The organism is Pullulanibacillus camelliae, from assembly GCF_014642655.1.
GTDB classification, from domain to species: Bacteria; Bacillota; Bacilli; order Bacillales; family Sporolactobacillaceae; genus Pullulanibacillus; species Pullulanibacillus camelliae.
This window is the reverse complement of record NZ_BMIR01000011.1, coordinates 100757-126157: the sequence shown is the minus strand read 5'-3', so window position 1 is coordinate 126157 and position 25401 is coordinate 100757. Positions and strand designations below refer to the sequence as shown.

26 protein-coding genes are annotated in these 25401 nt (G+C 42.1%); 11 read left to right on the top strand and 15 right to left on the bottom strand.

Annotation, left to right across the window (positions count from 1 at the left end; translation table 11 throughout):
• The first annotated feature begins 3 nt into the window (after positions 1-3).
• Positions 4-714, top strand: coding sequence for a FadR/GntR family transcriptional regulator (locus IEW82_RS12445; RefSeq protein ID WP_188694571.1), 711 nt, complete (start codon positions 4-6; stop codon positions 712-714).
• 844 nt (positions 715-1558) lie between these two features.
• Here IEW82_RS12445 and perR read toward each other — a convergent pair.
• The 5 genes from perR to IEW82_RS12420 all read right to left on the bottom strand — a co-directional run bounded on the left by perR (position 1559) and on the right by IEW82_RS12420 (position 5357).
• Positions 1559-1999, bottom strand: a complete 441-nt coding sequence (gene perR / locus IEW82_RS12440; protein WP_188694569.1) for a peroxide-responsive transcriptional repressor PerR — start codon at positions 1997-1999, stop codon at positions 1559-1561.
• A 132-nt stretch (positions 2000-2131) separates the two neighbouring features.
• Positions 2132-2683, bottom strand: coding sequence for a cob(I)yrinic acid a,c-diamide adenosyltransferase (locus IEW82_RS12435; RefSeq protein ID WP_188694568.1), 552 nt, complete (start codon positions 2681-2683; stop codon positions 2132-2134).
• A gap of 1 nt (position 2684) precedes the next feature.
• The gene (locus IEW82_RS12430; protein ID WP_188694567.1) at positions 2685-3635 is read right to left on the bottom strand and encodes a D-2-hydroxyacid dehydrogenase; all 951 of its coding nucleotides are present in this window, start codon (positions 3633-3635) and stop codon (positions 2685-2687) included.
• A gap of 245 nt (positions 3636-3880) precedes the next feature.
• Positions 3881-4348: a thioredoxin-dependent thiol peroxidase gene (gene bcp, locus IEW82_RS12425; protein ID WP_188694566.1), complete on the bottom strand. Its 468-nt coding sequence runs from the start codon at positions 4346-4348 to the stop codon at positions 3881-3883.
• A 19-nt stretch (positions 4349-4367) separates the two neighbouring features.
• Positions 4368-5357, bottom strand: a complete 990-nt coding sequence (locus tag IEW82_RS12420; RefSeq protein ID WP_188694565.1) for a zinc-binding dehydrogenase — start codon at positions 5355-5357, stop codon at positions 4368-4370.
• Positions 5358-5483: 126 nt separating this feature from the next.
• Here IEW82_RS12420 and IEW82_RS12415 point away from each other — a divergent pair, with 126 nt between their 5' ends.
• The 5 genes from IEW82_RS12415 (at position 5484) to IEW82_RS12395 (ending at position 11504) form a co-directional block, all read left to right on the top strand.
• Positions 5484-6107 carry an NUDIX hydrolase gene (locus IEW82_RS12415; RefSeq protein ID WP_188694564.1) on the top strand — a complete coding sequence of 208 codons (624 nt, stop codon included), beginning with the start codon at positions 5484-5486 and terminating at the stop codon, positions 6105-6107.
• A gap of 369 nt (positions 6108-6476) precedes the next feature.
• Entirely contained in the window at positions 6477-8381 is a 1905-nt protein-coding gene (locus IEW82_RS12410; RefSeq protein ID WP_188694561.1) for an OPT family oligopeptide transporter, read from the top strand.
• Positions 8378-8752 (top strand): PqqD family protein, encoded by a 375-nt coding sequence (locus IEW82_RS12405; RefSeq protein ID WP_188694558.1) that lies wholly within the window; start codon positions 8378-8380, stop codon positions 8750-8752. Before IEW82_RS12410 ends, IEW82_RS12405 begins: the two co-directional genes overlap by 4 nt.
• Positions 8753-8816: 64 nt before the next feature.
• Complete coding sequence (locus tag IEW82_RS12400) at positions 8817-10106, top strand: glutamate-1-semialdehyde 2,1-aminomutase (RefSeq protein WP_188694555.1); 1290 nt, start codon at positions 8817-8819, stop codon at positions 10104-10106.
• Between the two features lie 321 nt (positions 10107-10427).
• Complete coding sequence (locus tag IEW82_RS12395) at positions 10428-11504, top strand: FUSC family protein (RefSeq protein ID WP_188694552.1); 1077 nt, start codon at positions 10428-10430, stop codon at positions 11502-11504.
• 379 nt (positions 11505-11883) lie between these two features.
• On the opposite strand, the gene IEW82_RS12390 is transcribed toward IEW82_RS12395, so the two are convergent.
• The 5 genes from IEW82_RS12390 to mutY all read right to left on the bottom strand — a co-directional run bounded on the left by IEW82_RS12390 (position 11884) and on the right by mutY (position 16393).
• Positions 11884-13611: an ABC transporter ATP-binding protein gene (locus IEW82_RS12390; RefSeq protein WP_188694549.1), complete on the bottom strand. Its 1728-nt coding sequence runs from the start codon at positions 13609-13611 to the stop codon at positions 11884-11886.
• A gap of 27 nt (positions 13612-13638) precedes the next feature.
• Positions 13639-14181: a DUF402 domain-containing protein gene (locus IEW82_RS12385; protein ID WP_188694546.1), complete on the bottom strand. Its 543-nt coding sequence runs from the start codon at positions 14179-14181 to the stop codon at positions 13639-13641.
• Positions 14182-14194: 13 nt separating this feature from the next.
• Positions 14195-14884 carry an SOS response-associated peptidase gene (locus IEW82_RS12380; protein ID WP_188694543.1) on the bottom strand — a complete coding sequence of 230 codons (690 nt, stop codon included), beginning with the start codon at positions 14882-14884 and terminating at the stop codon, positions 14195-14197.
• A gap of 132 nt (positions 14885-15016) precedes the next feature.
• Positions 15017-15199 (bottom strand): gamma-type small acid-soluble spore protein, encoded by a 183-nt coding sequence (locus IEW82_RS12375; protein ID WP_188694540.1) that lies wholly within the window; start codon positions 15197-15199, stop codon positions 15017-15019.
• 105 nt (positions 15200-15304) lie between these two features.
• Complete coding sequence (gene mutY / locus IEW82_RS12370; RefSeq protein WP_188694537.1) at positions 15305-16393, bottom strand: A/G-specific adenine glycosylase; 1089 nt, start codon at positions 16391-16393, stop codon at positions 15305-15307.
• A gap of 185 nt (positions 16394-16578) precedes the next feature.
• Here mutY and IEW82_RS12365 point away from each other — a divergent pair, with 185 nt between their 5' ends.
• Positions 16579-17565, top strand: coding sequence for a metal-dependent hydrolase (locus IEW82_RS12365; RefSeq protein WP_188694534.1), 987 nt, complete (start codon positions 16579-16581; stop codon positions 17563-17565).
• Between the two features lie 95 nt (positions 17566-17660).
• Here IEW82_RS12365 and IEW82_RS12360 read toward each other — a convergent pair whose 3' ends face one another.
• Together IEW82_RS12360 and recX are read right to left on the bottom strand one after the other, a co-directional pair.
• Complete coding sequence (locus IEW82_RS12360) at positions 17661-17981, bottom strand: YfhH family protein (RefSeq protein ID WP_188694530.1); 321 nt, start codon at positions 17979-17981, stop codon at positions 17661-17663.
• Positions 17982-18157: 176 nt separating this feature from the next.
• Entirely contained in the window at positions 18158-18961 is an 804-nt protein-coding gene (gene recX / locus IEW82_RS12355; RefSeq protein WP_188694526.1) for a recombination regulator RecX, read from the bottom strand.
• 408 nt (positions 18962-19369) lie between these two features.
• Between recX and IEW82_RS12350 the strand changes: the two genes are divergently transcribed.
• The 3 genes from IEW82_RS12350 (at position 19370) to IEW82_RS12340 (ending at position 20570) form a co-directional block, all read left to right on the top strand.
• Positions 19370-19924, top strand: a complete 555-nt coding sequence (locus tag IEW82_RS12350) for a GNAT family N-acetyltransferase (RefSeq protein ID WP_188694524.1) — start codon at positions 19370-19372, stop codon at positions 19922-19924.
• 337 nt (positions 19925-20261) lie between these two features.
• Entirely contained in the window at positions 20262-20375 is a 114-nt protein-coding gene (locus tag IEW82_RS12345) for a YfhE family protein (protein WP_188694521.1), read from the top strand.
• 33 nt (positions 20376-20408) lie between these two features.
• On the top strand, positions 20409-20570 hold the full coding sequence (locus IEW82_RS12340; protein ID WP_188694519.1) for a hypothetical protein: 162 nt from the start codon (positions 20409-20411) through the stop codon (positions 20568-20570).
• Positions 20571-20606: 36 nt separating this feature from the next.
• On the opposite strand, the gene galE is transcribed toward IEW82_RS12340, so the two are convergent.
• From galE to galT, 3 genes are read right to left on the bottom strand one after another with little or no spacing between them, the layout of a single operon-like run.
• A complete protein-coding gene (gene galE, locus IEW82_RS12335; RefSeq protein ID WP_188694516.1) occupies positions 20607-21596 on the bottom strand; it encodes a UDP-glucose 4-epimerase GalE in 990 nt (329 codons plus the stop codon).
• The gene (locus IEW82_RS12330) at positions 21593-22771 is read right to left on the bottom strand and encodes a galactokinase (RefSeq protein ID WP_188694513.1); all 1179 of its coding nucleotides are present in this window, start codon (positions 22769-22771) and stop codon (positions 21593-21595) included. Before IEW82_RS12330 ends, galE begins: the two co-directional genes overlap by 4 nt.
• A gap of 1 nt (position 22772) precedes the next feature.
• On the bottom strand, positions 22773-23744 hold the full coding sequence (gene galT / locus IEW82_RS12325) for a galactose-1-phosphate uridylyltransferase (RefSeq protein WP_188694510.1): 972 nt from the start codon (positions 23742-23744) through the stop codon (positions 22773-22775).
• Between the two features lie 323 nt (positions 23745-24067).
• On the opposite strand from galT, the gene IEW82_RS12320 reads away from it, so the two are divergent.
• Positions 24068-25285, top strand: a complete 1218-nt coding sequence (locus IEW82_RS12320) for an ROK family transcriptional regulator (RefSeq protein WP_188694507.1) — start codon at positions 24068-24070, stop codon at positions 25283-25285.
• Positions 25286-25401 lie beyond the last annotated feature (116 nt).

Genomic DNA, 25401 nt, shown 5'->3' with positions numbered 1-25401 from the left:
CCAATGTTTGAAATCAAGCCAATTAAAAAGGTTACTGTCACAGAAAGAATCATGGAGCAAATCGCTCAGCTTATAACGACGGGGAAAATAAAACCTGGAGATAAATTACCAACCGAAAGGGATTTAGCTGAACAATTCGGTGTCACCCGCGCCCGAGTGCGTGAGGCTTTACGCGCCCTCTCTTTGATTGGATTAATCACGATCAAAGCAGGAGAAGGAAGCTTTGTCAATAAGAAGGAAGCCATTATACCAAGCGATACCATTACCCTATTATTTCATAATGAGATTCACAACCTTGATGAAATCTATGCTGCCCGGAAATTAATTGAATCAGAAATTTTTATAGAAGCGTGTAAGTTTGCCTCCGATGATCACTTAAAGCAATTGGAAACTAAGCTCCAAGACATCGTATCAGCAGATGAACAAACATCTCCTGAAACCTTTCTGCATTTATTAGAGCAATTTGATCTGTATGCAGGTGAAATCTGTGGGAATCAGATCTACTATAAATTAATGCAAACCATTATTCATTTAAGAAGAGAAAGCAGCCTGAAGCTCCTTCATGTTCCAGGGGCGATTGAGGATAGCATTCATTCACGCTCCAAAATGTTAATCGCTTTGAAATCGAGACAGCCTGATAAGGTAAAAGAGGCATTGGATCGTTTTTTCTTCAATTCAAAGCACTTCTATGACAATATTATTGATGAAAAATGAATAATATGAGGTTGGACTAAAACGAGCAGCCTAACACAGCACCAGGCCATAGACTTTTTATCCGTTATAGGAAAAACCGAGCCGTTCCCGCAAAGCCAGAATGCCGGCTACAATGGATAAAGCACTTCTGCTGTTCGGTTGCCACCTCAAAGCTCTCAGTCGGAAACGGGCTTGTATAAACACGGTTATTACCTCTTTTACAAGCCCAAATTAAGCTTTAATAAAAAATTTTGGATATGAAGAAGGGCATCGTTGCCCGGATTGACAGTCTGCTTTAGCCATTTTTGAGCAAGCTTTTTGTTAAAATAACATTGGCTTTGTTTTCTTGTCTCTGCATTTGTTACGCTCATGCCTGGATTCGGAAACTTGGCCCTCGGATTTGTGCTCTTTTCGGAAACTTCGGGTTTTATTCGTTAATTTGTCGCTGGCTTCGCTGGCTTATGTTAAAATTGTCATGCTTTTTGTTACTTTGTCTCTGCCTTATGTTGCGTTCAAGCCGTGATTAGGAAACTTCGTCCACTACGATCCACTCCATTAGCACCCAAAATTTTATGCTTTCTCAATTATTACAAAAAAAAACACGGTTTGACTTACATCACCGTGGTCTTCTAAAATCAAAACGCAAGAAAAATTTAGCCTATACTTATTCCTACGCTATTGCTCCTGACATGCCTCATTTTGAGTACACATTAAAGAAAGCGTCAAAACTCTGCTAGTGGAAATCTACGCCTTTCTTAAACCTTTCCCCTTCTTCGCTCGTGGCAACAATTTATGTTATCTCAAAGCACAAAAAAGAGGCACTCAAAAGTTTTTACTTAAGATAAGGCCTCTAGATCCAGCATTATTAGTGCTTTAAGGATTTCTCGCGACACTCGGCACATGTACCATAAATTTCCATTCGGTGCTTATTGACCGAAAACCCGGTAACATGCTCAGCGAGATTCTCAACTTCGTCTAAGCCAGGGTATGAAAAGTCAACAATTTTTCCACATTCCTCACAGATCACATGATAATGATCTGAAGTGGAAAAATCAAAACGACTTGATGAATCACCATACGTTAATTCGTTGACAAGTCCTGCCTTTTTGAAGACCCGTAAATTATTATAAACGGTTGCAACACTCATATTAGGGAATTTTGATTCCAAAGCTTTATAAATATCATCTGCAGTTGGATGAGACATCGTAACAATTAAATACTCTAAAATGGCATGACGTTGTGGCGTTATTCTAACTCCAGACTTCTTCAAAGTATTGATTGCTTCTTTTATACGTCCTTCCGGCATCGCCATGCACCTCACTTTCTTGAAGGCAATGATTATTAAATGATAATCTTTATAATCTATATTTTCATTTTAATGCCCCGACCCTAATCCTGTCAATTAAAAGCCCTGCTAAAGGATTATTGAAAATGATTCTTATTCGTGAAGAACATGCTCTTGGTCATTTAGTATATGATTAATGTAGCGGCTAGATACGAACAAAAAGTCAGAAAGTCGATTGAGATAGGCTAATGCCATGGGATTGATTTCTTCGGCAATGGCAACGGCACATCTTTCCGCTCTTCTTACAATTGTTCGGGCAACATGTAAAGCCGCTCCGGCTTGTCCGCCTCCCGGTAAAATAAATTGTTTTAATGGTGCTAATTGGCTCTGCCATGCATCAATCGTTGCCTCTAACTGCTTTACATGCTCTTCATGAACAGACCAGTGTACAGGCTCCCCCTCAGGTGTCGCTAATTCTGAGCCCACATGAAAGAGCATGGTTTGCACTTGATGAAATGTCTGCATAAATGCTTCCTTACCTTTGAAGGACTGCGAATGAAGGGAGCTTAAAGCCAAGCCGATCATTGAATTCGCTTCATCACATGTCCCATAAGCTTCTACTCTTCCATCATTTTTACTTACTCTTTTGCCATAAATGAGTGACGTGGTGCCTTTGTCACCCGAACGTGTATAAATCCTTGCCACTTTAGTACCCCCGATCTAAGTCAATAGCATTTATAAAATTATTCTCCCCAGAGAGATAGACCTTCAAGTTATGCTCAAATATTGTGATCGATCGCGGCTGATATTCAGATGTCGCTGATGAAACATGCGGTGTCACTATCACATTATCCATCTCCCAAAAGGGATGCGATTGATCTAGCGGTTCTTCTTCAAAAACGTCCAGCACGGCTCCTCTGATCATGCCGGATTGCAAGGCCTTAAGTAAATCATCCTGAACAACAGTCTTCCCACGTCCAATGTTTATAAAGATGGCCTGCTCTGACATCAATGCAAAATGCCGTTCTTTAATCAAACCCTCTGTCTGCTCGGTTTGAGGTAGAATCGCTACAACAAAGTCAGCATCAGGCAACGCCTGTTCAATCTCATCTATGCTATAAATTTGGTCAAAATGTTCCAATGGCTGTCCACTTCGGCTCACACCAAGGGATTTCATACGAAAAGCTGCTCCCAGCCTAGCAATTTCTTGACCGATGGCTCCAGGACCAATAATGGTGACCGTCTTTCCAGCAAGCTCTCCCGTGGGGATCGCTTTATTCCATTGATGATGGGATTGATTTTCTGACCACTGACGCATATTTTTAACAAATTGTAGCATGGCCCCTATGGTATATTCCGCCATTGGAATTTTATGGATACCCCTCGCGTTTGTAACCATTATTCCCTTTTTCTTTATTAAAGCAAGTGGCATCTTCTCAAGCCCTGCTGAGATTACCATAATCCACTTAAGCTGCTCAGCCTGTTCAATGTGTGCTTCAGTAAGGTCCTCACCATATGTAATTAAGATGTCAGCGCTAAACAACGCCTCATCTGCCGCTTCGATATTGGCGTAAAATAAAAAGTCAATCTCTGAAAACGTTGATAGCAAGTGTTCTTGAAGCCCCTTCTGTAAATTCGCTGTTGAAACTACCTTCACTTATATCCACCTCATTCCACTCTCATCAGCACTGCTTCACTCAACCTTAAAAATAGGGCCGGGACAAAAATATTTAGCACATAAAGACTCGAACGCATGCATATTTTTGAAGGCATGCGTTCGGCTTTTTGGTGCATCATGGAGCGCTCCGCCAAAATACTTCACTCTCCGCGAGGGCTTATCCATCTCCCACTTCCCGCTGAAGTCTCCGTATTTTGACTGCGCTTCTGTCTTTTCTGTATTTACTAGGCTAACGTTTCTTTAATAAAATTATAAACCTCTTGCACATGGCCATCGACTTTAACCTTTGGCCATATTCTCGCAATCTTCCCTTCCTTATCAATCACAAATGTTGACCGTTGTATGCCCATATATTCTTTTCCAAAATTCTTTTTTAATTGCCAAGCGCCATATTGCTCTGCAACTTCATGCTCTGTATCTGCCAATAAAGGAAAAGGGAGATCATGTTTCTCTGTAAATTTTTGATGGCGATCCACAGGATCAGGACTAATGCCCAAGACAACGGTATTAAAGTCTGCAAACTTCGCATGGTTATCACGAAAATCGCAGGCTTCTGTCGTGCATCCTGGCGTCATATCCTTAGGATAAAAATAAAGCACAACATTTTTTCCTTTGTAATCAGCGAGAGAAATAGTCTCTCCTGTTGTTGATGGCAATGAAAATTTTGGTGCTGCTTGTCCTACTTCTACCATGCTGTTCCCTCCATGTTTATCAAGAAATTTTTAAAGCAATCTTTCCAAATTGTTTCCCTTCTTCAAGCTTATGCATCGCTTGGAGTGTTTCCTTTAAGGGAAAGACACTGTCGACAACCGGGGCCCATTTTGATCGCTGCATATCTGCGAGCATCTCATGAAATTCTTCAATGCTTCCCATAGTTGTCCCTAGTAAATTATATTGTCCGTAGAAAAATTCTCGTAAATTGAGCGGGAAGGTATCTCCAGCAGATGCACCAAATGTGACAATTGTTCCTCCCAGCTTCAGGACATTGATTGACTTTTGAAAGGTAGCTGCGCCAACACTATCAATCGCAAGATCAATGGTTTCTCCCTTGAGATATTCTTCCCAATCGCCTTCACTGTCAATCGCCAAATCAGCGCCAAGCTGCAAGGCCTTTTCTCGCTTTTCTGCACTTCGGGAGGAGACAATAACCCTAGCTCCGACAGCTTTTGCCATTTGAACCATAAAGGTCGCTACACCACTGCCGATACCTGGAATAAAAACAGTCTGTCCAGCTTGTAAATGCCCTCTTGTAAAAAGTGCACGATAGCCTGTAACAGCTCCGAGTCCTAACACACCCGCTTGCTCCCAATTGAGATGTTCTGGCTTTGGTGCGACATTCTCTACTGGCAGTGTAATCGTCTCAGCGAAGGTGCCGTTGTCAGGTAATCCAAGAATTTCAAAGCCTTTTGGTGGTGCACTGCTCTTTTTCTGCCAGCCAAGGCTCGGAATGACCACAACTTCTTGACCGACCTGAATCGTGGTGACACCTTCCCCAATCTCTGTAACAATTCCTGCGCCATCTGAACCGATGATAAGCGGTACTCGGTCAGTATGACGCGTTAATACAAATAAATCTCTATGATTTAATCCCGCTGTCTTGAGCTGTACTTTAACTTCTCCAGCTTTTACAGTAGGCTCATTGATCTCTCCATAGGACAAGCCTTCATATCCCGGATTGCCATTATGTAGCATTGCTCTCATGAAAAAACCTCCTTTTCCCCTTTATTTTCTCAAAAATCAGATCGGTTCTCAAGAATTCAGTTTTATGAAAGTCCCAGGTTAGTGTAAAATAATAATATAAACTGCAAATCAAAGGGCTTGATAGCAATGTTTAACCTTTCTCAACTTCAAAAACGGCTCAGCTTGCAAACCGGAACCGGCATTATCGGCGAAGACCAAGCGGTAAAAGCGGCCGTCTTAATTCCATTAATCAAGAAAAATGATGAGTGGGAGCTCTTATTTGAAGTCCGTTCAAGAAGATTAAAAAGCCAGCCTGGCGACATCTGTTTCCCAGGAGGAAAACAAGAAGACTCGGATAACGACCTTCAGCAGACAGCCATTCGGGAGACCTCTGAAGAACTGGGAATTCCCATGACATCTATCCAAGTGCTCGGTCCCCTGGATCGCTACGTCCCCTCTTCTAGAATCATTATCTATCCTTATGTTGGAATTATAAATACACATGACTTTCACATTAGTAAAAATGAGGTGGATGAAATCTTCACGGTACCAATGTCATGGTTACTCGAGGCAACCCCCGATGTCCATCGTATCCTGTTCGAACCCCAACCCCCTGAAGATTTTCCCTACGAACGGATTGCATTAGGTAAAGAGTATAAATGGAAACCAAGACAGCTTGATGAATTGTTTTATCACTATGGCAATCATAGTGTTTGGGGCATGACTGCCCGGATTCTTCAGCATTTTATTACCGTTGTAAAAGCACCATAATTTAGCTGCCACCCAACTGTTATTAAAAGGGTGGCTTTTTGTTAACTTCAGATTTTATTTGTTATTTTGGTCGAGACTATTGTTAAAAGGTCCCCGTCATTTGTTCCGCTCACACCCCGATTCGGAAACTTACACCACTGATTTGTTATCTAGCTGGTCTCGCATGAGGGTCTACAGCCTTTTAAAAAAGTCGGTATGGCTTGTCCAACCTATTAGAATTGCTTTATTCCCTTCTATCTTTCCACTGAATAACTCCTAATGGAAATTCCCATTCTTTTGAAATTAAATGCATGTTTTTTTCATAACTTCGCAATCTAATAAGAGTTAGAAGTGTAGGCAATTATTCAATTTGAAAGAGGGGTGTTGCCCATGAGCAAGGATCAAGACTCTCGCTCTGATATATTTGTTCCCTATATCCCTAGCTCAAAGTCTTTACCAGAAATCACCTTATTCGCGGTCATTCTAGGTATCATACTGGCTATCGTATTTGGGGCAGCCAATGCTTATTTAGGACTTGTTGTTGGCATGACGGTTTCTGCCTCCATCCCATCTGCGGTCATTTCAATGGGCGTTTTGCGGGGCATTTTTAGAAGGAATTCCATTCTGGAAAACAATATCGTTCAGACGATGACAACAGCGGGTGAAGCCGCTGCTGGCGGAGCTGTGTTTACTATCCCCGCACTCTTTTTATGGGGGATGGATATTCATGTCACTATGATTGCTTTTATTGTCATTGTTGGTGGCTTACTCGGTGTGCTCATGATGGTGCCATTAAGGCGTCTCTTGATTGTTAAAGAACATGACACCCTTCCTTATCCAGAGGGAACAGCTTGTGCCGAGGTGTTAAAAACGGGTGAGGAGGGTGGGACAGGTGCGCTAACTGTTCTCAAAGGCTTTGCAATCGGTGGTCTATTCAAGGCACTAGGTGACGGTCTCATGCTATTTAAAACCGAAATTGAAACAGGAATCTACCGATTTAAAAATGCCATCGTTGGTATGGATACTTTCCCTGCCTTGCTTGGAGTAGGCTATATTATCGGTCCGAGTATTGCCGGACAAATGATTGCAGGGGGGCTCTTAGCTTGGGTCGTTATGATTCCAATGATCGGTTTCTTTGGATCAGGAAATCCCAATCCCATATTTCCTTCTACTGATCCTCTCCCCACCTTAGACGCTTGGGGCATTTGGGATAATTATATTCGCTATATTGGTGCGGGAGCAGTTGCCGCAGGCGGTATCATTTCCCTGCTTCGCACCCTTCCCATTCTCTACACCTCTCTTAGAGATACCATGGTCAGTGTCTCCCAGAATAAGCTTAGAGCAGATGGCGCTGTGGAACGGATTGATAAAGACCTTGCAATGAAATGGATTATCGGTGGCTCCCTCCTCCTTCTCATCATCATTGCCATCAATCCTGTCATTCACGTTGGTTTATTAGGGGCATTCGCTATCCTAGTTCTAGGTTTTTTATTTGTCACCGTCTCCTCTCGGCTTGTTGGCGTCGTCGGTACCTCATCTGATCCTATCTCCGGGATGACCATTGCCACATTACTTATCGTAACGCTTGCCTTCAAAGTCTCTGGATTCATCGGTACTACAGGAATGCTTGCCGCTTTAGGTGTTTCAGCCATCGTCTGTGTCGCCTTAGCTGTTTCAGGTGACATCTCTCAAGATTTAAAAACTGGCTTTCTTGTCGGCAGTACCCCATGGAAGCAACAGGTTGGCATGATGATTGGGGTATTGGTGTCTGGTCTCGTCATTGGCTGGATTCTGATTATGCTGGATGATGCCTATGGCATGGGTACCCGTGACCTTCCTGCTCCGAAGGCGGTGCTGATGAAGATCCTCGTTCAAGGACTGATGGAAGGAAAACTGCCGTGGGATCTCATATTCATCGGTGTAGCATCAGCAATTGTGATTGAATTTCTTGGTTTGAACTCTCTGGTCGTAGCCGTTGGCATCTATTTACCGATCCATACCAGTGCTCCCATTATGATTGGAGGCGCCATTCGCTGGTTAATCGACCGCTCTTCAACCGATCACCAGCTAAAAAACGCAAGAATCGATCGCGGGATTCTCTATGCATCAGGACTTATCGCCGGAGAGTCACTTATTGGCGTGGTCATTGCCCTATTAATATTTTTAAAAATCCCGATTCCTGGCAATGCTTTAATATCTAACGGTCTATTGCCACTCATTCTATTTTTACTTGTCTGTTATACCTTATGGCACACGTCATTTAAAGCAAAAAGAGAGGATCGACTTGAATCATGAAACGTATTTTTCAAAGACAAAAACCTGCCAACCTGCTCACTTTGTATCCTTGCTTAAAAACACCCTATAGTATCAGTGAGCATGATGATATCGCCTATCTTATTATTCCGCGGATTACGCCTATTGAAAGACTGGCCATCCGTTGGTTTCATCAGCCTAAGGCCCATTGGCTCAAGCTCGATGAACTGGGCAGATTTGTATTAACCTGTTGTGATGGCACACAAAGTGTTTCAGATATTCAAAAGCAGCTCATCCAAACCTTTGGCGCTGAAGCCGAACCGACACTTCCTAGATTGGTTAAATTCTTGCAAATTTTAGATGCACATCATATCATTTCTATGAGCGTACAAAAATCATTTCGCTCATCTTAAGTGACCTTATACTAAAAGTCGCCGGCCTCTGCCGGCCTTTTCTTTAACAAAGGAGTGTCAAGCATTGAGTAAGTTTGTTCAATCAGAAAAGCTTCATGAAGAATCACAGAAGGTGATCGTTGGAGGTGTCAATAGCCCATCCCGTTCATTCAAGGCCGTTGGCGGAGGCGCACCAGTCTATATGAAAAAAGGGCAGGGAGCCTATTTCTGGGATGTGGATGGCAATCGCTACATAGATTATCTTGCTGCCTACGGTCCCATCATTACAGGTCACGCACATCCCCATATTTCTGAGGCGATAAAAAATGCCGCTGATAATGGGGTATTATATGGCACACCTACATCCCTAGAAATCACATTTGCCCAAAAGCTACAAGCAGCTATTCCTTCTCTAGAAAAAGTGCGTTTTGTTAATTCTGGGACCGAAGCAGTGATGACGACCATTCGTGTGGCGCGTGCTTATACAGGGCGCACGAAGATTTTAAAGTTTGCCGGTTGCTACCATGGACATTCTGATTTAGTCCTTGTGGCAGCAGGATCTGGTCCCTCTACTTTAGGAACACCCGATTCAGCGGGTGTGACAAAAAATATTGCTGAAGAAGTGATTACTGTCCCTTTTAATGATCCGGATGCCTTGCAAACTGCTATGGACCGTTGGGGAAGTGATATCGCTGCAGTTCTTGTTGAACCGATTGTTGGTAACTTTGGAATTGTAGAGCCTGAACCTGGTTATCTAAAAGCCATTAATACGATTGCCCATAATGCTGGCGCTCTAGTGATCTACGATGAAGTCATTACAGCCTTCCGCTTCATGTATGGTGGTGCACAGAATCTATTGGGTGTAGAGCCTGACATGACAGCGATGGGAAAAATTATTGGCGGTGGTCTTCCAATCGGAGCTTACGGTGGTAAGCAGGCAATTATGGAGCAAGTAGCCCCTCTTGGCCCAGCTTATCAAGCAGGAACAATGGCTGGAAATCCTGCTTCTATGGCTGCTGGTATCGCTTGCCTCGAAGTATTGGAGACTCCAGGCGTTTATGATGAACTTGATCGGCTTGGGGAACGCTTAGAAAAGGGCATTCTCGAGATCAATAAAGCTTTCAACCATTCTATTGTCATCAACCGTTTAAAAGGCGCCATGACTCTCTATTTTTCTGATCATCCCGTCATGAATTATGAGGATGCCCAAAACACTGATGGCGAGAAGTTTGGCCGTTTCTTTAAAGCGATGCTGAATGAAGGGATTAATCTTGCACCTTCAAAATATGAAGCGTGGTTCTTGACCACCGCTCATACCGATAAAGATATCGACGAAACATTAGCAGCCGTAGAAAAAGCCTTCTCGGTTCTTTAATTCAGTGGATAGTGTCAACAATTTGCCATGATTTGTAGTTGATTCGTAAAAAGAAGTCTATATCATAATGATAGTGCAAGTGCTTATTCATTCATGACAATGTTGAGAAAAGTAAGGCTTACACCCCTTTTATTCATCCGCCGATGCCTTCTATTCAACCTAGGGCTTAGGGCATGAAAGTCTTAATTTTTCTCATACTTTCTTCCAAGACGCTTTAAATAGGATATGATTATTTTTCATACTATGACAAAAAAGGTATTTGGAAAACGAAAGCTCATGATATGATTGTTTGACTTCATGATAGAAAGGACATTCGCCAAAATGAAACTAGGTGCCCGTATCATCAAAACGGGTTTAGCAATTGTATTATCTTTATATTTATCTGAATTACTTGGACTGAAGCCTGTCTCTATGGCCGCTGTAGCGAGCGCCTTTGCGATTCAGCCCTCAGTCTATCGATCATGGCAATCCATTGTTGATAATGTTCAAGCCAACATCATCGGCGCCATCATCGCTTCAATTTTTGTATTGATGATTGGCAATCATCCTATCGTTATCGGACTTGCTGTCATCGTCGTGATTGCCATTCAACTCAAACTAAAACTCAATCATACGATTACATTAAGTACCGTTACCGTTATTCTTATTATGAGCGGTACCCCAGAAAACGAAAACTTTCTCCTCTTTGCCGGCAATCGATTGATCTTGATCCTACTTGGTGTCGTATCGGCTTTTATTGTTAATTTAGTCTTTATGCCACCCAATTATGAGAACAAGCTCTACCATTTAATCGTTGGGCAAACAACAAAGCTGTTTACGTGGGTGCGCATGGTTACACAACATGCACCTGAACGCGCGACATTAAAGACGGAGTTGAAGCATTTTCAGGATCAAAAGTTTAAGATTGGTCAATTCTTTTTGTGGTATCAAGATGAGCGGAAATATTTAAGAAAGCATCGCTATGCCAAGAATAGAAAGACCGTGCTATTTCGACAAATGATTGCTACGACCAATAAACTCAATGAATTGCTGAGGACCATGAATGAAAATGATCATTTGTATCAGCAACTCCCTGATATCTTAAAAAATAAGATTCAGGATCGCCTGGAAAATATGATGGTCTACCATGAACGTCTGCTCATGCGCTACAATAACAAAGTTCGGGACACTGCAGAAGATCCAGGTGATTCTTTCCAATTAAAAACGGTCGTTACAGATGAATTTATTAAGTTCTATAAAACGCAATCTGAGGAAGAATGGATTCATCTCTTTCCTTTCATTGCTGCCATTATCGCCTATGCCCAGCAGCTCGAACGCCTTGATCGACTGATGGATAGCTTTCAAGCCTTTCATAAAAAGGAAAATGTTGTTGCAGTAAAAAATGAAGATGAGGATTAAACCACCAAGCAAAATACTTGGTGGTTTTTTTTAGAACGTTTGCTGAAGAAGTTAAATGTATAGCTAGATGTGCATGTTTGTTAAATTGAGCGTTCTTTTGTTATTTGGAAGTCAGAGCTTTGTTAGGAAAAACCGGGCTTAAAAACATGCCCGGTCCTTGTCTAGGTACAGAGCATCATCATATATGGAAGAGGCTTCATTGCCTGATCAAGTGGATTGGAGCGCAAGGCGAGAGAGAGTCGGAACACGCTATAATCGACGTGTTTCTGAGCAACGCTGACTCAAGCCAAAGGGCACATATGAGTTTTCCGCAAAGGTATAAATGTTAACGTTATAAAAAAGAGAGCAAGCGCTACATACAGGCTTGCTGCTTTTTATTTCAGCTCTCTAATTGTTGAACTTGGAAGAGGTCATAGTAGCTTCCTTCTCTGTGCATTAGCTCATAATGGTTGCCGATTTCCGTGATGGTTCCATTTTCAATCACGACAATGCGGTCAGCATGAGTAATGGTTGATAGTCTATGTGCCACAATAAAAGTAGTTCTGTTCTTGGCAAGCGCTTCTAATGACTGCTGGATCAGGTGCTCACTTTCAAGATCCAGAGCCGATGTCGCTTCATCTAAAATGAGGAGTGGTGGGTCATTTAAAAAGACGCGAGCTATGGATATGCGCTGCTTCTGTCCACCCGATAATTTCACACCCCGTTCTCCTACTTGTGTATCATAACCGTTAGGAAGAGCCATGATGAAATCATGGGCATTAGCGGCCTTTGCTGCTAATATCACTTCTTCGTCTGTGGCATTTGGATTCCCCATTTTAATATTGGAGCGGATCGATTCGCTAAAGAGCACCGAATCTTGTAAAACCATTCCAATTTTATCACGAAGCTGCCTTACCTTAATGGAGCGGATATCTTGACCATCCAAGGTAATCCGTCCAGAAGTGACATCGTAAAAGCGCGGGATAAGACTGACTAACGTCGATTTTCCACCGCCACTCATCCCAACTAATGCAATCGTTTCACCGGGATGGACATCTAAATTAATCTGCTTTAACGCAGGGCCGTCCTCCTTTTCATATTCAAAAGTGACATCCTCAAATTTAATATGCCCGTTGACCACTTGAAGGTCACGCGCTCCCGGCTGATCGACAATATCATACTTTTCATCAAATAGTTCAAAAACGCGATCCATTGACGCAATGGATTGTGTCAGGGTGGTCGATGAACTGACGAGACGGCGCAGTGGGCCATATAAACGATCCATATAACCAAAAAAAGCCACAACGGTTCCCACTTCTTTTAATCCCCCACTGATCAGTTCATAAGCGCCAACCATGATGACTAGAAGTGGAGCAATGTCCGTAATGGTATTAACCACTGCGAAGGTTTTCGCATTCCATGCTGTATGATCAAGGGCACGGCTTAAGAAATTGTGATTACGCTTGGCAAATTCCTTCTGTTCATGATCCTCTAAAGCAAAGCTTTTAATAACATCCATCCCCTGAACGCGTTCGTGGAGATGCCCTTGAACCTCAGCAAGTGCCTGCGAGCGTCTTCTCGTTAATGAACGAAGTCGGGTGTAGAAGAGCTTAATCGACAGACCATAGAACGGAAACATACAAATCGATACCAAGGTCAAAAGTGGGCTCATTGTTAGCATGATAGCGACAGCAATTAAAAGGGTACTCATATCTAACCAAATATTCATAAGGCCAGTCATAACGAAGGTCTTAGTTTGTTCAACATCATTCATTACCCTTGAAATAATTTCGCCTGCTTTATTGTTAGAAAAGTAGCGTAGGCTAAGGCGCTGGAGATGATCAAACAAGCGGTCACGAATATCATATAACACTTTATTTCCTGTCCATTGTGCGTAGTATTGGCGATAGTATTCAACGGGTGGCCTAAGAATGACAAAGACAAACAAAGAGACTCCTGTGATGACAAAAAGCTTATGGAGCTTAGCATCGGTTGAGAGCGACGTATTGATAATATCATCGATCACATATTTTAAAATCAGTGGCAATGCTAAGGGAATACCAAATTTAATAATGCCGATAAAAATCGTAATAATTATTTCTTTCTTATAAGGAAAAACAAATTTCATGTAACGCTTTATACTGCTCAGAAACCATCACCTTTTTTCTTTCAATGCTTTAAATTGGGCCATCCATTGTGCAAACTGTTGGGGGGCAAAAAGCTCTCTTTGCTCTCTGATCCACTGTTTGAGCTCTTCTACCGCTGCCTCAATAAGAGAGACGAGTGGTGCCGGATAATGCATCGCTTCCTTATGTAAGTCGAATTCGTCCTCATCAAGCAGTTGAAACGTTCGATCGCCTTTAACAGCAATATCTAAATCATAATCAATATAATCCAGCTCTTTATTTTGTAGCACGCTTGGTGAAGCAAGATTACAATAATATTCCACACCCTCTGCCGTTGAGAAGGCAACGACATTAAACCAATGGGACGCACTAAAATACACAATAGCTGACCCTTCTGTTCGCCACTGATCCCCATTTGCTTCTGTAACACGCGTACAGTGATTCCCGCCAATCAGCTTGTATTCATCACAATATAAAACCGTTGTCTCATCCCAAACTCGATGCACACTGCCATCATGTTTGAAGCTCTTGATTATGATGACGTCTCCACTATTTACGTCCTCAAAAAACATCGTTTCCCTACCCTCAATCTTTAAGTTGTTCCGCGCCTTCTACAGGAGCCAGAAGATCCTTAGCATCATTTTTGGCTGAATTGACAGCATCGGATACCTCATAATAGGTCATCTGTTCAGCGGGGTACTGCTGAAGAAGGCTTGTGATCGTTTGGAGATCAGTGCGCGGGTCCAACCAGATGTCTTCGGCTTCTTTTGGGAGGATGACAGGCATTCGATGGTGAAGATTACTCATTAAGGCATTCGCTTCAGTTGTGAGAATCGTACAAGTTGCCAGCTTTTCTCCATCCTTTTCCCACATCGACCACAGGCCAGCAAAAGCAAAGGCTTCCCGTTCTTTTAATGTAATGCGGAATGGCCGCTTTTTCTTTGCTTCTTCCTGCTTCCATTCGTAAAAACCGTCCGCAAGGATTAGGCATCTTTGATTTTTCAAGGCACTCCTAAAGCTTGGCTTCATCGCCGCCGTTTCAGCCCTTGCATTAATCATTTTAAACCCCACTGAAGGGTCCTTTGCCCAAGGAGGTACAAATCCCCAGCGAAGTTGCCCCATTTTATTCCCCTGCTGACCTCTTATAACAACTGTCACATTTTGTGAAGGGGCTATATTATAGCGATAGTCGTATTGAAAGCCAGTAGGATAGCTTATTTGAAAGCGTTCCATTAAAAACTTAAGATCGCAAGTCAATGTAAACCGCCCACACATCCTCCTCACCTCTTTTCTTATGTATACTCAATTTATCATATAAAGAGAAGGAAAGCATATAAAGCGCACTAAAGAACAAACTTAAAACTCCCTATCGCTTTTGATAGGGAGTTTCTTGTGTGCAAGGTGAAACTACTGTTGGTTTTTGCCCTTTTTCTGTTGGGACATTTGATTTTGTTGACGCACTTGTTGTGCGTTTGTTTCGCTACCAAATTCGGCTTGGAATTGGCCAGCTTGTTGAGATTTACCAGCAGAAGCTTGGTTTTGTTGTTTGACTTGTTGAGCATCTGTACCAGCTTTAGTTTTCTTTGCCATTGTGTATCACCTCCACGCTCATTAATTTAACCAGTACACTTGTTTTTATGTAAAAAAATGCTGATTAAATTTTTGGGAGGGACATAGAACTTTAAATGACCGTCATTAGTACGCTATACGCGCTATTTTCATGATCTTTTGCTGAGGAACGGGAAACGGGTAGTCCTTTAATTCAGTTTCAGCAATCCATCTCATAGGTTTTTCCTGTAAGCTGGGGACCTGCCCAGATAAAACCTTCCCCTGCACCACGTTTAACTGCCATTTTAAGTGGGAAAATATATGCTGAGCCGTCTCTTCACAAACAGACCATTTGATAGACAAAGTTCCAAAGGTTTCTTCAATAAATTGCTCCGCACTCGGCAGAACCTCATCTGTGGAAGCACTGATCTCCTGAAGAGGAAACTCCCAAAAGCCGGCTAATAAGCCTTCGCTTGGTCTTTGCTGTATGAGGTATCTTCCCTGATCGTCCTGTAAAACGACCGCCACATAATGGATGCCTTTTTGCTTAAGCTTTTTGCTTTTGACTGGGTAATCAGTCTGCTTTCCTGCTTGCCGAGCTTGACATAAATGAGACAAAGGACACGCTTCACATAAAGGGGTCTTTGGCTTACAAATAAGAGCCCCCAGCTCCATCAGCCCCTGATTAAAGGGGGATGCATCATCTTCCGGAATAAGTGTGTACACTAATTGCTCAAAAGTTTTCCGAGTTTTTGCTTTGGTAATATCCTCATCAATTTGAAAAATACGCGAGAGCACGCGCATGACATTGCCATCCACCGCAGGCTCTGGCTTTTGATAAGCAATGCTTAAAATCGCTCCTGCAGTATAAGGACCAATGCCTTTTACATTCAATAATGTCTTACGATCAGAAGGAATTTGGGCATCATAATTCTCTACTACTTCTCGGACACCCGCCTGCAAATTACGAGCTCTTGAGTAATAGCCTAATCCCTCCCAATGCTTAAGCACTTCCTCCTGTGGAGCTTGAGCAAGGGCGTGCATCGTCGGATAGTGGGTAATAAATTTTTCATAGTAGGGAATAACTGTATCTACTTGTGTTTGTTGGAGCATCACTTCAGAAATCCATATGTAATAAGGATCCACCGTTCGTCTCCACGGAAGGTCACGACGATTTTCTTTATACCATTTTAATAGGTATTTTTGGAATTCTATTATAAAATGAGATTGAAGCATATTGTTTATTGTGTTCCTTTCAAAACATCTTTATTAACGAAGCTTATCATATCATCATAAATTAATAAAAGAAAATACATGTTGTTATAGACAAGAAACTTCTTTGGCCTAATCACTTACTTAGAGTGCTAATTCCACCATTGAGCCAAGGCATTTGCTTTTACCTGAGGAGGGATCGATAGCCAATGGATACAAGCACACATATCGTCATGGGCATTGGGTTAACTGGATTGGCTGCCGTTGATCCTGCACTTGCTCATCATCCTGCAACATCAGATGCATTAATTTTTGGTACCATCATTGGCTCGGTGATTCCTGATATAGATACCGTCCTTAAAATGAAGGACAATGCCAATTATATTCGTCACCACCGTGGCATTACGCATTCTCTTCCAGCGACTCTATTGTGGCCGCTCATTATTACAGCAGCAGCAGCTTGGCTATTTCCACACGCCAATAGCTTCCATGTTTGGATTTGGACATTCCTAGCCGTGTTTCTTCATGTGTTTGTTGATATATTTAATGCCTATGGCACTCAGGCGGTCCGACCGTTAAGCTATCGCTGGGTGGCCTTTGGCATCATTTCGATTTTTGACCCTTTTATATTTAGCCTGCACGTCGCCGGCTTTATCGCTTGGTACCTTTTAGGGCATTCTGGAGGAATTTTCTTAATTGTTTATGGGGTACTAGTCCTCTATTATTTAATGAGGACCTTCCAGCACCACCAAGCTGTTATGAGTGTCAAAACAAAGTTTCCAGACGTCCAAGCTGTTTTCTTATCACCAACCTTTAAGTGGCGACAATATCATATGGCCGCCAGAAGTAATCATGAGCTACTGGTTGGCGAGGTAAAAGACAAGCAAGTAAGACTGATTGATACCTTTGTCCAACACCCACTACCTTCCATTGAAGCAGTGGGTGTTGCGAAACAGGATAAAAATATCCGTGCCTTCCTGTCCTTTTCACCGATTTATCGTTGGCAAATGACAGAAAAAAACGGCTTTACAGAGGTGCGTTTCATCGATCTAAGGTATCTCTCTAAAGGACATTATCCTTTTGTTGCTATTGCTTGGGTCGATTCATCACATCATATCATGTCTTCTTACACCGGGTGGGTGTATAGTGAAGAAAAATTGAGAAAAAAGCTGATTCTCTCTCTTACAGATTACTAGCCACGAAAAAGCTCGCAAGCATGAACCGATAATTCCACATGTTAGTTGGTGCCCTAGCATGTGAATCCGTTCAAAGCCGCGAGCTTTTTTAGGAATCATTCGCCCTCAAGTGGTTCCAATAAAGAAATGGGATAGGCGCTTAATTCCTCCGTTTCACCTCGATACCCCCAGGCAAAGACACCGTTTAAATAGGCGATTGTAAAAGGAATTTTGTCATCGTATTTTATATAATAGACCTCTCCCGGATGGAAAGCATCAGGATTCATTCGGTAGGCTTCTGCCATGGCCATCTTACGTTCATGAACAGCCACCTCATTAATCATCCCCATCTGCTCTGATTTTTGAATGTTTATTTTTAATTCAGCAATAACCGCCTCTAACTCGCGATCTGTCATTTCACTAAATCGTTTTTCCATGCCTTCTCCACCTCAATTATACATTTAAAAGACTGCTTCGCCTCTTTTGCTACTAGGCACAGCACTTCATAGCAGCACATTTTAACCTACCCAAACTTTTGACAAGGCTACACTTATCAAATCCTTTTTTAAAGGAGAACCATCTTATTTAACTTCTTTAGATGCTACAGTGTACTCTAGCCATCATACCCTTCTATGTAGCGTGCAATCAAATCAGAGGGGAACCCTTTTCGATATAGAAACTGCTTAACCTTGAAATTGCGCTCTCGATCCTCCAATTGGCGATACTTATGAGCGGCTTTTTCAGCTTGCCGACATAAGGCTACCCATTCTTCGTTTTCTCCTTTAATGCTGTTCAGATCATTTAGAACCTCCTGAACAACTGCTGCTTCAAATCCTTTTTGCATCAAGGATTGACCAATCTTATTTTTCTTCTCAAGATTAGAAAGCTTGTCCTTCGCCCTTGAACGCTGCCCAGCAAAGCGCAAGGCGTTCCCGTATTGTTCATTAAAGCTGTAGGCTTGAAGTGCAGGAGCCATATCACTATCGCTTACTCCCTTATTTTTCAGCTCTTGGGCGATAAGCCGAGGACCTTTAGTCGATTGCCGCTTGCGAGAGCGTACAAACAGCTCAGCAAACTGCTTATCGTCCACTAGCTTTTCTTCCTTTAACCGCTGTATAACTTCACTTATTCCTGGTTCCACAGCTTCCTTTTTGATGAGATAATCCCGAAGCTCTTTTTCGGTCCTCATGCGATAAGAAAGGTAATTGATCGCCAATAGATAAATTTTATTGACCTCTTGTAGCTTAACAAGCTGTTGGAACTCCTTTTCACTCAATTCCAGATCCTTACGCAAGCCATGCTTCACAAGAAGATCCTCATGGATCGTCATCGCCTGTGATTCCTCAGCCTTTGTAAATTCTAAAATATAGTAGCCTTTCTGTTTTGGATGAACACTAATTTTATCAATTGTAATCATTGTCATCCCCCTATAGCCATTCTATCATATCATTCAAGGGTGAAAAGCATCTTATCGGAGAGCACTAATGCTTTTTACCTGCCTTTAAAAAAATTTACTGGATTCGACATAAAATACCTATTTCCAAGCAAACAAAAATCGGATATAATCTTTTCGTAGGATATGAATAAAGGATTATTTAAAAGAAATAAAGATAATTAAAGAGAATTATCACAATATATTTATATAATCTTAATAAATAAACGGATTTGATAATAAATGGCTTAATATAGCTATATATACTCAACATACCTGGGAAGGCAATTGGGTGCGCCACCAAAGTCTCTTTGGTCCTAGTGGGTTCGATTCCCACCCCGTTCATGAATTAAACTTCGAGGTGGTTCGACCACCAAAATGGGAGGGTATCCAATGTTAAAACCACGTGACTTATTAGAGTGTGGCGCACTTTTCGACTTAATGAAACATCCTGAAGTCTTCCCCTACGTTAGACAAAAAGCAACTACAGCTGAAGAATATATGTTTCTCACCAAGCAACTTATCGAAGCCGAGGCACAGCATCAAGCGATATCTAGAACGATTCTAGATGAATGGCTTCAGCCAATCGGAACCATCACGCTTTACGATATTGACGAGCGCTCAGGCTATTTGGGGACATGGATCGGTCAACCGTATTTTGGAAAGGGCTATAACCAAAAAGCAAAAACTGCCTTTTTTAATGAATTATTTACCCAGACCGAGATTGACACGATTTTCATGCGCATCCGCAAGGAAAACATCCGCTCCCAAAAAGCCGCACTCAAATCACCTTACGTCAAGCCCTTTGAAGATCTTACTTCACCTCATTATCAGAAGCACAAAGAACACTATCACTTATATCACATCACAAAAGACAATTATCTTCTTCATCAATACCAAGTAGAAAGCTTCACACAATCCAGCGAACAAGAATTGCGCGAAGCCTAGACCCGTCTTAATGCGGGTTTCTTTTTTTATAACTTCAGAGTGCATCACTTAGAGGAGGACCTTATAATTTCGTTCTTTGCCTTTCGTCTTCTGTGACTTGACGATGCCCTTAGTGTGCCATTTTAAAAAATTACATTAGGAGCGCCTAGCGAAGTGGTACAAGCTAAATTTTCTAAGAAAATTGCTTTCATTGAAATACCTTGTTTTGGTCGTAGCATAACCACAGAGCTGGTAAAGGATTCGCGTTTCATCAGATGATTAAAATCCCTCTAATAGGAAATGAATAAGGATAATGCCTTTCAATTATTTCTGACGATCCAAAAAGGAGTCTGATACCATGGCAAAAGCAAAAAAGGATGTCCGCACGCATAATAACCTCACTAAAACACAGGCCGTTCTCTATCAACGGGAATTTAAGCGTGCGAACCGTGCCCTTCAAAACAATGACTAAGCATCAAGAATAGACTTCAAGGAGGAATTAAGAGTGGCAAAAAAGAAGAAACAACACGATCAAGAAAAGGAAGCTGTCCCTATTGCACGTGCGGCTGATATGCGCTATGGGCTGCCGCTTGATGAGGATGATTGGGAAGCTCGTGAGCGTATGGAAGCTGCCGAACACCGCGCAATGAAAAAGGATCGACCATAAAATAAAAGGATCGGACTATGGCCCGATCCTTTTATTTTATTCCTCTTCATAACCATTGGGGTGATGGCTATGCCATGCCCATGCGTGTTCAACGATTTTGTCAAGCTCAGTATACACTGGCTGCCAACCCAGCTCCTTCTCTGCTTTTTCTGACGTCGCAATCAACTCAGCCGGATCTCCTGAGCGCCGTGGGGATTCGATTGCCTTAATCTCCTTACCGGTTACCCTGCGACAGGCATTGATCACTTGCCGAACTGAAAAGCCTTGGCCATTGCCTAAATTATAAATGCCACTTTCATTCGTCTCTTCAAGCTTTTTCAATGCCAAGTAATGCGCTTGAGCTAAATCCATGACATGAATGTAATCGCGGATGCATGTTCCATCTTCAGTCGGATAGTCATTGCCAAATATCGAGATATGATCTCTTTGTCCAAGAGCGACTTGAAGAATGATTGGAATCAAATGTGATTCTGGTTTATGGTCTTCACCAATCGTTCCATCCGGGTCAGCACCTGCAGCATTAAAGTAACGGAGTGAAATGGATTTTAAACCGTATGCTGCTTCAGACCATTTAAACATTTTTTCAATCGCTAATTTTGTCTCCCCATATGGATTAGTAGGGGCAGTCTGATCACTTTCTTTGATAGGGATGGATTGGGGCTCCCCGTAAGTAGCAGCCGTTGATGAAAAGACGATTTTCTTAACATCATGTGCGATCATTTGCTTCAAAAGCGATAACGTCCCTGCAACATTATTATCATAATATTTTAGTGGGTCCTGTACACTTTCACCAACAAGAGAACTAGCCGCAAAATGCACCACCGCATCAATCGAATAGCTATCAAAAACTGATTTCAACTGTTCTTCATCATGAAGATCCCCTTCAATCAAGGGAACACCTTGCACAGCCCCCCTATGACCCGTTAGCAAGTTATCATAGACGACCACATCTAAACCTTTTTGTTTTAAATATAAAACGGTGTGACTGCCAATATAGCCGGCACCACCTGTGACTAAAACTGTCATAACCTCACCTCTTCAGTTCTTTCTGTGACACCATCACCCGTATCACAAATATAGAAATCTGCTTCTAATCCAGTTTGCTGCTTATAAATGCGTTGCACAGTTGTCTTGAAGGCCTCTACGCTCTTTTCATGAACAATACTAACAGTACAGCCACCAAATCCTGCCCCAGTCATTCGCGTACCAATACAGCCTTTCACAGCGCGTTGGGCTTCAAATAATGCGTCCAGCTCTTTACCTGTCACCTCATAATCGTCTCTTAAGGAAACATGCGAGGCCTCCATCAGCTTGCCGAAAGTAGAAAGATCATGAGCCTGCAGGCATCGCACGGCTTGTAGCACTCGAGCATTTTCCGTTATGACATGCCTCGCACGCGCGCGCAGGATTGGGGTAAGCTTATCCTGATTGGCCTCAAAGTCGCTTAGAGGCACTTGACTTAAATTTGTCCATTTTGAATTAATCCCTTGGAGTATCTTTAAAGCCTCACGACATTCTTCAAGTCGTTCATTATACTTAGAATCTGCCAATCCTCTGCGCTTATTCGTATTGGTAATAAGCAATTTATAGCTTCCAAGATTAAGTGCAACCTTTTCCTTTTCTAGGGTATCACAATTTAAGAAGAGTGCATGGTTTTTTTCTGCTAATCCAACCGCAAATTGATCCATGATCCCTGTATTCACACCAATAAAATGGTTTTCCATTCGCTGGCATAGAAAGGCGAGCTGCTGTTTATCCATTGGGAATTTTGCAAGCTTTGATAACCCATAAGCAGTGACCATACCAATTGAAGCTGAGGAGGACAGCCCTGCTCCATTTGGAATGTTCCCATAATAAAGGATATCAGCTCCCGTGAGTGGTACACCTTCAGCCATTAATTCATGAATGATACCTTTTGGATAATTTCCCCAATCGTCTTCTTTTATATATACTAGTTCGTTAAGTGAAAAGTCGACAGGATGCTCTTTAAAATTTTCACTTCTAAGCCGGAAAGCTCCATCCTTCCGAGAGCGAATAAGCATATAAGTCCCGATCGATAAAGCGGAAGGAAGAACATACCCGCCATTATAATCTGTATGTTCTCCAATTAAGTTCACGCGTCCTGGCGCAAAATAAACCCGAATATCATCATTATTTCCCGGAAAATAATGATGAAAGCGGTCGAACAGCTGTTGTTCCATATTATCGCTCCTTCCTCCATTCATTAATTTTAACTCGTAAGACTTGTGCTGTTTCTTCAACCTTCATCGGATTGGCTGCTGCCCACCCGCCGGTTTCCGATGAAGCATTATATTTAATGCGATCTTTACCTCGTAGGGGTGGATAAAACTCAATATGAAAGCGGTAAAAGTCCTCATAGTGCTTGCCATCTGAAGGGCGCTGATGCATCACCATCATGTATGGAAATAAACGATCATAAATGCGATCCATTCCTCCAACTACCTGCTGGAGCATCTCACCTAAATCCCTTTTTTCTTGCTCAGTAAACTCCGTTATTGCTGTTTTGTTCGCCTTGGAGACAACAAATGTTCCATAGGGGTAATCTGTAAAGAAGGGAATAAAAGCAATAAAGGAATCATTTTCTAAGACGATCCTTTGAGCAAAGCGTTGCTCCTCAGCAATCATATCCGCAAACATATTGCGTCCATGCTCTTGAAAGTATTCCTGACAGGAGACCAACTCTGTTTTCACCTTTAACGGTATAAACGGATAGGCATAGATTTGTCCATGTGGGTGTGGCATGGTCACCCCTACCTCTTCTCCGCGATTTTCAAAAATCATCACATACTTATGGTCTGGGTCCCTTTCCAATTGCGCAAAAGTATGACTCCAAAGCTCGACAAGCTTTTGCATATGTGCTCTCGATAAGTCAGGAATCGTCGCATAATGGTCAGGAGAATAAAGAATGACCTCACACTTTCCCTTGGCGGGTCTTGTTTTATATAGGGCGCCTCCAACAGCATCGGGCTCAGGGGGATTTTCTGATAATACTGGGAAATCATTGTGATAAACATGGACATCATAATGCTCGGGTACCTTCCCAGAGCCAGGACAAAATGGGCAATGCGAAGTCGGCATATTGGGCCGTTTTTGTCGTGCTGAAGCCACCATCGTCCAATCTCTAAGTAATGGATTATACCTTAATTCAGCCATACACTTTCCTCCTAAATGTCCGATCAGGTATATTAGAAAAACTTGGCTTCTCGTCAAGTCACAGGCGGCGAGAGTCAAATTTCACTTATACTAGATCCTTAAATAGCGTTAGTGAAGAATTATACTTTATGACAGTAGTAAAAAATGACACACTCACTTTATAAAATAAATTAATTAAGTATTAATTCTATTAAAACATAGGTACTGATTGTTGGCAAATGAAATTTCTATTCGCCTTCCCCGTATCCTCTGCGTCCACTTTTAGGTATACTATTAATTAAATAAATTTACTTAGGATAAATTTTTAACATTGGAGGTTTAACATGACACGCTTACCAGCAGGGAGCTTTCAGCTCATGAAGTCGCTCAATCGCTCCTTGATTCTCAATACCATTCGAAAAGATGGACCCATATCACGTGCGGACATTGCTAAAAAAACGCAATTAACACCGCCCACTGTTAGTAATCTCGTGAACGAATTATTAGAAACCAATTTAGTGATCGAGAGCAGTCAAGGTGAATCCAAAGGTGGGCGTAAACCAACGATGCTCATTATTAATGCTAAAAATTTTTATATCATCGGCCTTGATGTCGGTGCAAAATCCATTAAAGGGGTACTTGCTAATCTAAATGCCGACATTCTCAATTCAGTTTCCCTTTCACTAAGTCATCCGCTCACTAATGCACTATTTTTAAATCAGATGGATGAAGTTGTTGAACAGCTTTTAGCCAATACTTCTGCCTATAATAGTGACCACATTCTCGGAATTGGTGTCGCAATGCATGGGATTGTCGATGTCACCGAAGGAGCATCAATTTATGCCCCTTCCCTTCAGCTCCGCGATATTCCCATTAAGGCTCATCTTGAAGAACGCTTTAAAATGCTCGTTAAAGTGGAAAACGACGCACGGGCCCTTGCCTTAGGAGAGGCGTGGTATGGGAATGGGATGGATATCTCTTCCTTTATGTGCATCAATATAGGATATGGAATTGGCGCTGGAATCATCATTGATGGCAAGCTGCATCATGGCGATGATTTTCTAATGGGTGAAATCGGTCATATGACTATTGACCCCGATGGTCCTGTCTGTAGCTGTGGTAATTCTGGTTGTCTTCAGGCCTTAGCTGCGGGTCCATTCATTGCGGAGCGTGCTAGAAAAAGAATCACTGAAGGTCAAGAAAGCCTTCTTGCAGAAATGGTAAGTGACTTAGAAGACATAACGAGTGAGCTTATTTTTCAAGGAGCAAAGCAAAATGATGCGCTTTGTATCGATATTTTAAAAGAAGCGGGGACATATCTAGGCATTGGCATCACAAATCTTATTCACATCGTTAACCCCAGTCTCATTCTTCTTAGCGGTGGCGTCACTAAGGCAGGACACTTTATTTTTGACAGCTTAAGGGAGACGGTAAAAGCGCGTGGTCTAACCGAAAAGGCTAAACAAACAAAAATCGAAGAAGCCAAGCTTGGCGAACACGGGACAGCAATCGGGGCCATCAGTTTATTACTTGTCGAAATGTTTGCAACGCAGAACAGATAGACCCGCAAAACTGATATCAAATCGTACGTAAAAAACTGGAGCAGACGGACTTTACTCATAGAAAAACCCGAAATTTATTCAAATATTTCATTTGAGTCATTCGGATTTTCACCCTG

Excerpts from the sequence above, each read along its gene's own strand:
- IEW82_RS12445 (WP_188694571.1), top strand. The coding sequence starts at position 4 with ATGTTTGAAATCAAGCCAATTAAAAAGGTTACTGTCACAGAAAGAATC.
- perR (WP_188694569.1), bottom strand. The coding sequence starts at position 1,999 with ATGCCGGAAGGACGTATAAAAGAAGCAATCAATACTTTGAAGAAGTCT.
- bcp (WP_188694566.1), bottom strand. The coding sequence starts at position 4,348 with ATGGTAGAAGTAGGACAAGCAGCACCAAAATTTTCATTGCCATCAACA.
- IEW82_RS12420 (WP_188694565.1), bottom strand. The coding sequence starts at position 5,357 with ATGAGAGCAATGCTACATAATGGCAATCCGGGATATGAAGGCTTGTCC.
- IEW82_RS12415 (WP_188694564.1), top strand. The coding sequence starts at position 5,484 with ATGTTTAACCTTTCTCAACTTCAAAAACGGCTCAGCTTGCAAACCGGA.
- IEW82_RS12410 (WP_188694561.1), top strand. The coding sequence starts at position 6,477 with ATGAGCAAGGATCAAGACTCTCGCTCTGATATATTTGTTCCCTATATC.
- IEW82_RS12405 (WP_188694558.1), top strand. The coding sequence starts at position 8,378 with ATGAAACGTATTTTTCAAAGACAAAAACCTGCCAACCTGCTCACTTTG.
- IEW82_RS12395 (WP_188694552.1), top strand. The coding sequence starts at position 10,428 with ATGAAACTAGGTGCCCGTATCATCAAAACGGGTTTAGCAATTGTATTA.
- IEW82_RS12390 (WP_188694549.1), bottom strand. The coding sequence starts at position 13,611 with ATGAAATTTGTTTTTCCTTATAAGAAAGAAATAATTATTACGATTTTT.
- IEW82_RS12385 (WP_188694546.1), bottom strand. The coding sequence starts at position 14,181 with ATGTTTTTTGAGGACGTAAATAGTGGAGACGTCATCATAATCAAGAGC.
- IEW82_RS12380 (WP_188694543.1), bottom strand. The coding sequence starts at position 14,884 with ATGTGTGGGCGGTTTACATTGACTTGCGATCTTAAGTTTTTAATGGAA.
- IEW82_RS12375 (WP_188694540.1), bottom strand. The coding sequence starts at position 15,199 with ATGGCAAAGAAAACTAAAGCTGGTACAGATGCTCAACAAGTCAAACAA.
- mutY (WP_188694537.1), bottom strand. The coding sequence starts at position 16,393 with ATGCTTCAATCTCATTTTATAATAGAATTCCAAAAATACCTATTAAAA.
- IEW82_RS12365 (WP_188694534.1), top strand. The coding sequence starts at position 16,579 with ATGGATACAAGCACACATATCGTCATGGGCATTGGGTTAACTGGATTG.
- IEW82_RS12360 (WP_188694530.1), bottom strand. The coding sequence starts at position 17,981 with ATGGAAAAACGATTTAGTGAAATGACAGATCGCGAGTTAGAGGCGGTT.
- recX (WP_188694526.1), bottom strand. The coding sequence starts at position 18,961 with ATGATTACAATTGATAAAATTAGTGTTCATCCAAAACAGAAAGGCTAC.
- IEW82_RS12350 (WP_188694524.1), top strand. The coding sequence starts at position 19,370 with ATGTTAAAACCACGTGACTTATTAGAGTGTGGCGCACTTTTCGACTTA.
- IEW82_RS12345 (WP_188694521.1), top strand. The coding sequence starts at position 20,262 with ATGGCAAAAGCAAAAAAGGATGTCCGCACGCATAATAACCTCACTAAA.
- galE (WP_188694516.1), bottom strand. The coding sequence starts at position 21,596 with ATGACAGTTTTAGTCACAGGTGGTGCCGGCTATATTGGCAGTCACACC.
- IEW82_RS12330 (WP_188694513.1), bottom strand. The coding sequence starts at position 22,771 with ATGGAACAACAGCTGTTCGACCGCTTTCATCATTATTTTCCGGGAAAT.
- galT (WP_188694510.1), bottom strand. The coding sequence starts at position 23,744 with ATGGCTGAATTAAGGTATAATCCATTACTTAGAGATTGGACGATGGTG.
- IEW82_RS12320 (WP_188694507.1), top strand. The coding sequence starts at position 24,068 with ATGACACGCTTACCAGCAGGGAGCTTTCAGCTCATGAAGTCGCTCAAT.